Below are 3,301 nucleotides of genomic sequence, written 5' to 3'. Positions count from 1 at the left end.
TTTATGTTTATGCTTACTGTTTATAACATTTATTTTTGATAGTAAAAACTATTTAAAATGAGCTACCGCTGTATCAAAACAGAATTTAGCGTACGACTCCGCGTCGGCTCTTCTGTAGCGAATCAATCAAAAATTCAATTTTTGACTCTTTTGGTAGCAAATCTTGTTTTAATACTTCAAGTGCTTGAACCGTCGTTAAACCAGATCTGAATACAACACGATAAGCTTGACGCAGCACATCGATGCTATCTTTAGACCAGCCTTTACGGCGCATGCCTTCAATATTAAGACCATGGGCCTTAGCAGGATTACCTGAAACCATGGTAAAGGCTGCTACATCTTTTAAGATCAAAGTTGCACCACCAACCAAACTATAATCATCAATCGTACAAAACTGATGAATGCCCGAGTTGCCACCGACAATAATATGATTGCCAATGGTGACATGACCGGCAACGCCGACATTATTAGCTAATACATTGTGGTCGCCAATTAAGCAATCGTGAGCCACATGGGTATTGACCATTAGCAAGTTATGACTGCCAATCTTAGTCAAGCCACCATCTTGCTCAGTACCACGGTGCAAGCTACAGGCTTCGCGAATGGTATTATGATCCCCAATCTCAAGCCAAGTACGCTCACCTGCATACTTTAGATCTTGAGGGTCTTCACCGATACTGGCAAATTGATAAAACTGATTATGCTCACCGATGCGAGTCAGTCTAGTGACCACCACATGCCGATGCAACACCGTATGGGCGCCAATCGTAACTTCATCACCGACGATACAGTAAGGGCCAATAGTTGCAGTTTCATCAATCGTAGCAGATGGGGAGATGAGTGCTGTTGGATGGATCTGACTCATAATGGGTGCCTTTGTAACATCGGATGCAAGTAAATAGTAAAACAAACACAATAACGATGCCAATCAATAGATATTAACATCGGGATTTAGACAGTTTAACGCATTATTTATTTTAGCGCATTATTGATTATTTCTTCAAAGTTATCAACGTGCTTTATTGCTCTTGACGGGCAATCATAATTTGCGCACTAACCGCAAGCTCACCCTCAACATGCACAGTACAATCAAATTTATAAATACCCTGCTTTTGCATCACGATTTTAGAGCGGATAATTAGCTGATCACCTGGGATAACGCGGCGCTTAAAGCGTACTTTATCTACCCCTGCAAACAAATACAAATAGCCATCTTCTGCTGTCAACCCTGCACTAATGAAGCCAAGAACACCTGATACCTGCGCCATGCACTCAACCATCAATACGCCTGGCATGATAGGCTCATCAGGGAAATGCCCATTAAAAAACTCTTCGTTAATCGTGACATTTTTTATACCCGTGATACATTCGCCTGGTGTACAGGAAACTATCTTATCCACCAATAAAAATGGGTAACGATGTGGCAAATAATGCTTTAACGTATGATAGGTTAAAGGTAACGTTAACCCTTGGTCGGCCAAGCTTTTGATATCTTCTGCAGTTGGGTTATCTATATGGGTGCTGTTCATAGTGGTGCTTCCTTGCTGTGTTTTCAGTCTTGCTTTAGGTTCAAGCTTTGCTGGGTTTCAAATAGAACAAACTTTTTAAATGTTTATTTGCTTTAACGATAAGATACTAATCTCGACCAAGCTGGCGAAATCGTACTGCAGCACGGCGCCAGTTAGCAGTTGGCATAGCAGCCGTTCCAGAAGAGTAAGAGCCAGCACTGGTAATTGACTTAGTGACCATAGTCATACCAGACAAGGTAACATCATCTGTGATGTCAATATGTCCAGTAATACCAACCGCCCCGCCAATGATACAGCGTTTGCCAATACTGGTGCTACCTGCGATACCTGTGTGAGCAGCAATAGCTGTACCATCTCCGATACGGACGTTATGTGCCACTTGTACTAGATTGTCAATAATAACATGATCACCTATTACCGTATCATCGATAGCACCGCGATCAATACAGGTGTGACTGCCAATGCGTACATGATTACCAATCACTACTCGCCCTAGCTGGGCAATACGCTCCCCTCCTGTGGCACTAGGGTCTCTAGTGGGTGCAAAGCCAAAACCTTCTGAGCCTATGCTCACGCCAGCATGCAATCTTACGTGATGACCAACAACACAATCATGCCCTATCACGACTTGGGGTTTGATGACGCCATCTGTACCAATGGTGGTATTGTCTTCAACAACCACATGAGCTTCAAGGACGCAGCAGTCACCAATCTGCACCTGCTCACCGATGACACAAAAAGGTCCGATAGTCACCTCATTGCCGATCACCGCACTGTCAGCTATCACGGCTGTCGGATGGATACCGCTAACTGAATGTTGACGAGCAAAAAGTTGGCTCACGCTAGCGTACGCCAAATAAGGGACCGCAACGATTAAAGCCACCGTATTATTCGGGACTTCGTTGCAATGCTCGGCAGTGATAAATACTGCACCAGCCTGCGTATTTGCCAAACTCGATAGATAGTGAGGGTTGCTCAAAAAACTTAACTGCCGGCAGTTAGCCGTGGTTAAATTACCAATACCTTCTAATCCTAGATGGCACTGCTCAGCGCTAAGCTCAGCCTTGTTAAGAACAGGCTGGCGCTGCTCAATCTGCGAGATGAGTTGCTCAATGGTTATCATAATAGGTATTAGTATTGGCATGAATAAGAGAGTCGTCAAGTTGAGATATCATCTTGACGACCGGCTAAATCTAACGAACGCTTCAATTACTTAAAGGGCCAAATAATAGCTATCAAACCCTTTACATAGCAAAAAGCAATTAGCAGATGCTTAGAAAGTATTACCAATTTGGAACTGGACTTTTTCAGTCTCATCGCCTTCTTTATCACCGATAGGCACGGCATAGCTAAGAGAAATCGGACCAATTGGCGTATACCAAGTTACGCCTAAACCGGCACTAAAGCGGAATTTATTGTCTTGTGTTAATAGTGGGATCCCAGTATCGTCTCCAGTAGCTGGATCAATAAAAGTGCGATCTTCTTTATCCGTGGTATCAAATACCTGACCACCTTCAGCAAATAGTACTGGGCGTACTTGATCTGCCCAATCCCCTTTAAATGGCATTGGTAAAATCAATTCAGTACCAAAGCTTACTAAGGCATTACCACCAATTTCTTCGTCTATATTTTCTGTAGTACCAGCAATGGCATTAGAATAACTTTCAGATTTAGGTCCAAGGGTAGAGGCTTCATAACCACGTACCGAACCATAACCACCGGCATAGAAGTTTTCATAAAATGGTAAATTATTACCATAGCCAAGCTTGGTA

At 43.1% G+C, this 3,301-nt stretch carries 4 protein-coding genes; all 4 read right to left on the bottom strand.

Annotated features, from left to right (window positions below; translation table 11 throughout):
- Positions 1 to 85: 85 nt before the first annotated feature.
- Entirely contained in the window at positions 86 to 865 is a 780-nt protein-coding gene (gene lpxA / locus VLN09_RS03575; RefSeq protein ID WP_325243819.1) for an acyl-ACP--UDP-N-acetylglucosamine O-acyltransferase, read from the bottom strand.
- Between the two features lie 154 nt (positions 866 to 1,019).
- Positions 1,020 to 1,529: a 3-hydroxyacyl-ACP dehydratase FabZ gene (fabZ, locus tag VLN09_RS03570; RefSeq protein WP_325243818.1), complete on the bottom strand. Its 510-nt coding sequence runs from the start codon at positions 1,527 to 1,529 to the stop codon at positions 1,020 to 1,022.
- A gap of 106 nt (positions 1,530 to 1,635) precedes the next feature.
- The gene (lpxD, locus tag VLN09_RS03565) at positions 1,636 to 2,652 is read right to left on the bottom strand and encodes a UDP-3-O-(3-hydroxymyristoyl)glucosamine N-acyltransferase (protein ID WP_325243820.1); all 1,017 of its coding nucleotides are present in this window, start codon (positions 2,650 to 2,652) and stop codon (positions 1,636 to 1,638) included.
- A gap of 150 nt (positions 2,653 to 2,802) precedes the next feature.
- Positions 2,803 to 3,301, bottom strand: a 499-nt coding sequence (locus tag VLN09_RS03560) for a BamA/TamA family outer membrane protein (RefSeq protein ID WP_325243817.1), incomplete at its 5' end; no start/stop codon positions are given.

It is taken from the genome of Psychrobacter sp. (assembly GCF_035469765.1).
Lineage (GTDB): Bacteria > Pseudomonadota > Gammaproteobacteria > Pseudomonadales > Moraxellaceae > Psychrobacter.
Note: the sequence above shows the minus strand (reverse complement) of the source record. Positions and strands in the feature narration are given on the sequence as shown.

Excerpts from the sequence above, each read along its gene's own strand:
- fabZ (WP_325243818.1), bottom strand. The coding sequence starts at position 1,529 with ATGAACAGCACCCATATAGATAACCCAACTGCAGAAGATATCAAAAGC.
- lpxA (WP_325243819.1), bottom strand. The coding sequence starts at position 865 with ATGAGTCAGATCCATCCAACAGCACTCATCTCCCCATCTGCTACGATT.
- lpxD (WP_325243820.1), bottom strand. The coding sequence starts at position 2,652 with ATGATAACCATTGAGCAACTCATCTCGCAGATTGAGCAGCGCCAGCCT.